This is a genomic window from Saccharomonospora saliphila YIM 90502 (genome assembly GCF_000383795.1).
Taxonomy (GTDB): domain Bacteria; phylum Actinomycetota; class Actinomycetes; order Mycobacteriales; family Pseudonocardiaceae; genus Saccharomonospora; species Saccharomonospora saliphila.
In genome coordinates, this window is record NZ_KB912659.1 from 1 (window position 1) to 4,664 (window position 4,664).

General features: G+C 71.4%; 3 protein-coding genes. All 3 read right to left on the reverse strand.

What is annotated here, in order from left to right; genetic code table 11:
* Positions 1-410: 410 nt before the first annotated feature.
* Genes recF through dnaN form a run of 3 tightly spaced genes read right to left on the reverse strand, consistent with a single transcriptional unit; the run spans position 411 to position 3,706 of the window.
* Positions 411-1,592: a DNA replication/repair protein RecF gene (gene recF, locus SACSA_RS0110235; RefSeq protein WP_019815606.1), complete on the reverse strand. Its 1,182-nt coding sequence runs from the start codon at positions 1,590-1,592 to the stop codon at positions 411-413.
* Positions 1,593-2,582, reverse strand: a complete 990-nt coding sequence (gene gnd, locus SACSA_RS0110240; protein WP_269634789.1) for a phosphogluconate dehydrogenase (NAD(+)-dependent, decarboxylating) — start codon at positions 2,580-2,582, stop codon at positions 1,593-1,595.
* Positions 2,579-3,706, reverse strand: a complete 1,128-nt coding sequence (gene dnaN / locus SACSA_RS0110245; protein ID WP_019815610.1) for a DNA polymerase III subunit beta — start codon at positions 3,704-3,706, stop codon at positions 2,579-2,581. The genes gnd and dnaN overlap by 4 nt, the downstream gene beginning before the upstream one ends.
* Positions 3,707-4,664: the final 958 nt, after the last annotated feature.

A 4,664-nucleotide genomic window follows, 5' to 3' on the forward strand; every position in this document is an offset into this window, starting at 1 on the left:
CCCCGGGCTCGCTGCCACGGGACGCCGCGCGCTCGCGGGCCGCCCGCAGCGCGGCATGGGCCAGGTCGCGGCCCTGCTGACCGGAGCCGGGGCCTTCTCCGGCCGGGACCTCCTGTGGACAACTCGGATGGTCCACGCCGGAACCTCGGCGCGCGGATGTGCCGCCGGTCTCACCCCCCGCCTCGTTCGGCCCAGCGGCGCTGTTACGCTCGGTGTCGCGAACTGGGGATTCACCACCACCAACGCCCACGTGAGGGTTATTGACCACCTCTTTCGGGCCTTCAGTCACACGCGGCGATAGCGTGCTACCTGAGTTATCCACACTATCCACAGACTTATCCCCAGATCGGTGGGTAACTCCTGTCTCCCCGGTCACCGCGGGTCGCGAAACCGCCTCGCGAGGGCCCTGATCAGGCACGTTTAACCTCACCTTCCGACACCGCGAAGCGAACTCCCGTCAGCTCGTGCGGCACGTCCTCGTCCACCGCCGCCGTGACGACGACCTGCTCGGCGCGGGCGGCGATGTCGGCCAGCCGGGCCCGGCGGCGTGTGTCGAGCTCGGCGAACACGTCGTCGAGCAGCAGCACCGGCTCCCCGCCCGCCTCGGACCGGAGCAGGTCGTAGGAGCCCAGCCGCAGCGCGAGCGCGAACGACCAGGACTCGCCGTGGCTGGCGTAGCCCTTGGCCGGGGTCTGCCCGAGGGAGAGCTCCAGCTCGTCGCGATGCGGCCCTACCAGGCTGATACCGCGCTCCAGGTCCGCGTCCCGGGACTCGGCGAGCGCGTCCAGCAGCACCCGAGTCAGCGTCTCCGGCTCGGCCCGGGGCCCCTCGGCGGTGCCGTAGCCTGCGGGCAACGCCTCGCCCAGGCTCGACCGGTAGCCGATCCGCACGGGCCACGACTCCCCCGCCACGGTCGCGTACGCCGACTCGACGTGCCGCGCGAGGTCCGCGACGAGGTTCAGCCGGGCGGCGAGCAGCTCCGCGCCCGCCGTGGCCAGGTGGTTGTCCCAGACCTGCAACGTGGACAGCGCGTACGGGTCGTCGGCCGCGCTCCCGCCACCGCGCCGCGCGCCGGAGCCCTTCCTGCCCACGCTCTTGAGCAGGGCGTTGCGCTGGCGCAGCACGCGGTCGTACTCCCCGCGCACTCCGGCATAGCGGGGCGCTCGCAGCACGAGCAGCTCATCGAGGAATCGGCGGCGCTCGGCGGGGTCTCCCCGCACGAGGGCGAGGTCCTCCGGAGAGAACAACACCGTGCGCAGAATGCCCAGCACGTCACGCGGCCGGCCGACCGCGCCCCGGTTGATCCTCGCCCGGTTGGCCCGCCCCGGTGCGATCTCCAGTTCCACGGTCAGTTCGCGGTCGTCGTTGACCACGGCGGCGCGGACGAGCGCCCGCTCGCAGCCGTGCCGCACGAGTGGAGTGTCGTTGGAGACCCGGTGGGAGCCGAGCGTGGCGACATAACCGACGGCTTCGAGCAGGTTCGTCTTGCCGCGCCCGTTCGGCCCCACCAGTACGGTCGGCCCCGGTTCGAGCGGCAGGTCCACGTGCTGCCACGAGCGGAAGTCGGTGACCTGAAGGTGCCGGAGGTACACCTAGTCGGCGACCTTCCCGCCGTCGGGACCGCCCGGTGCCGTCCCCTCACCGGACGACGGCCGGACCGAGTGCCCGCCGAACTGCTCGCGCAGCGCGGCCACGGCGCGCATGGCCGCCGAGTCCTCCTGCCGCGAGGCGAACCGGGCGAACAGTGCCGCGGCGAGAACCGGTGCGGGCACCGCGTTGTTGACCGCCTCCTCCAGCGTCCAGCGTCCCTCGCCGGAGTCCTCGACGTAGCCCTCGAGCTCGCCGAGGCCCGGGTCGGCGTCGAGCGCACGGACCAGCAGCTCCAGCAGCCAGGACCGTACGACCGTGCCGCGCTGCCAGGCCTTGACCACGGCGGGCACGTCCGAGACGACGTCGGAGGCGTCAAGCAGCTCGAAGCCCTCGGCGTAGGCCTGCATCAGGCCGTACTCGATGCCGTTGTGCACCATCTTCGCGTAGTGGCCCGCACCGACCCCGCCCGCGTGGGCGAAACCCTCGTCGCGCGGTCCCTCCGGGCGCAGCGCGTCGAAGAACGGCATCGCCCGCCGCACGTCGTCGTCGGCGCCGCCGACCATGAGGCCGTAGCCGTTCTCCTTGCCCCACACGCCGCCGGAGACACCGACGTCGAGGTAGCCGATGCCGTTGCGGGCGAGCAGCTCCGCGTGCTCGGTGTCGTCGGTGTAGCGGGAGTTGCCGCCGTCGATCACCACGTCACCCTCGTCGAGCAGGTCCGCGAGTTCGGTCACCGTCGCTCGCGTCGGTTCCCCGGCGGGCACCATCACCCACACGACCCGGGGCGCGGTGAGCGCGCCCACCAGGTCGGCCAGCGACGCGGTGTCCGTGGCGGCCGGGTCGCGGTCGTAGCCCACGACCTCGTGCCCCGCCGCGCGGAGCCGGTCGCGCATGTTGAAGCCCATCTTGCCCAGGCCCACGAGTCCGAGCTGTGCCATCCCGTGCTCCTTGTCCGCCTCGTGCTCAGCGTCCGGCCGGTGTCGCCGCCTCACCCGGGCAAGCGCACCGGCATCAACAGGTACAGGTAGCCGGGGATGACCTGGCCGTCACCGTCGGCGGGCTTGAGCAGAGCGGGCCGGTTGGGCGTGGTGAAGGTCAGCTCCGCACGGTCGGCGTGCAGTGCACCCAGCCCGTCGAGCAGGTAGCCGGGGTTGAACGCGATGGTCACCGGCTCCCCCTCGTAGTCGACGGGCAGCTCCTCCTCCGCGCTGCCCTCGTCGTCGCCGCCGGCGGACAGCCGCAGCGAGCCGTCCCCGAACTCCAGCCTGACCTGGGTGCCCCGTTCGGCGACCAACGACACGCGCTTGATCGCGTCGTGCAGGGCGGGCACGCCGAGCACCGCGCGGGAGGTGTGCTCGGACGGCAGAAGCTGCCGGTACGGGGGGAACTCGGCGTCGAGGAGCCGGGTCGTGGTGAAGCGGCCGGAGCCGGACAGGCCCAGCAGGCCGTCCCCGCTGGCGAGGCCGACCTGCACCGTGCCGCCGGAGGCGCCGAGCGACTTGGCCGCGTCGGCCAGCGTGCGGGCGGGTACGAGCACGGCGGCGTCGCTGAGGCCTTCGCTGGGTTGCCAGCTGAACTCGCGCATCGCCAGGCGGAAGCGGTCGGTGGCCACCAGGGTGAGCGTGCTTCCGGTGATCTCGACGCGCATGCCGGTCAGCATCGGCAGTGTGTCGTCCTTGCCCGCCGCGACGGCGACCTGGGCGACGGCCTGGGCGAACGCGTCCCCGGCGACCTGGCCCGCCAGATCCGGCTGAGCGGGGAGCTGGGGGTAGTCCTCGACCGGCATCGTCGGCAGGCTGAACTTGGCGTTTCCGCAGGTGATGGACGCGCGGGCGCCGTCGACCGAGATGTCCACCGGTTGCGCGGGCAGCGCCTTGGTGATGTCGGCGAGCAGCCGTCCCGAGACCAGGGTGCGGCCGCCGTCGCCGATCGTGGCGGGCACACCGACGGTGGCCGAGACCTCGTAGTCGAATCCCGAGACGGTCAGCGCCTCACCGTCGTCGGTCGCGTCGAGCAGGACACCACCGAGCACCGGTACGGGGGGCCTCGACGGCAGGCTTCGGGCAACCCAGGCGACGGCGTCGGCCAGCCCGTCGCGCTCGACGCGGATCTTCATGCGCCCATCCTTTCGACAGCCGAGCCGGTTGGAGCTCGAGAGATCGACAAGGCCGCTCCGGTGGTCGTGCCCACGACGTGCGTGAGCGAGCACGTGGAGAGGCGTGGCTTTGTGGGTTCGCCGGGCAGCGAGGCGTCGTCGGGGACGCCGACGGCCTGCCGAGCGGACCGGCGTGTGGACTTCCACGGTAGAGCGTGCCGCTTCGACGCGTCATCTCGGGCCGGGCTTCGTCGCGCCGAGTTGTCCCCAACTTCGCCTCGGCCCTGTTTTTCTCTCCTTCCCAAGAAGAGAGAAAGAGAGCCGTAACAGTAGGGCCTGTGGGTTGTGTGGATAACGATCATTGTCGCAGGTTACGGCGGGTGCGGGGGTGTGGACGGGGTTGGTGGCAACTCGGTGGACAACTCGGGCTGCCGGTGGACCGTTCGTGGCGACGCTCGATCTGTCCACAACCGGAGCGATCTATCCACAGCTCCATCCCCAGATATCGGCCGAGTTGTACCCAGGCTCTCCACGGCGGGCTGTGGCCCGAATCGCCATGTCGAGTGACGAAACAGCGGTGTGGAAGGAAATGTGGGCAACTCGGCGGTGCCGTGTGGAGGGACTGTGGAATCCCTGTGGAAAGGATGGGGATGGCTGTGGACAACTTCGCGTCGTCGCAGGTCGTCGGGGTGTGGTGGTTGTGGGCGGCGCTCAAGATCACGGATGTGGACGGAATGCGGAAACGTGGTGCGGGACGGGATCGCCGACACCGTCGTGGAGAGTCGGCGACTGCCGTGGAACACGCATTTCAGTGCGGCACGGTGATCTCGCGGACGCGTGCGGGGGACTCGCACGGTGTGCCGCGACCGTACTACTGGCGGGGTGGCAGGGGTCCGCGCCGGACGCGGACGGCGACGCGCGGGGCCGCTGCACGCGCGACGGATAGCCGGAGGGCGCGGTACGACGCGGACGCGGAGAC

Excerpts from the sequence above, each read along its gene's own strand:
- dnaN (WP_019815610.1), bottom strand. The coding sequence starts at position 3,706 with ATGAAGATCCGCGTCGAGCGCGACGGGCTGGCCGACGCCGTCGCCTGG.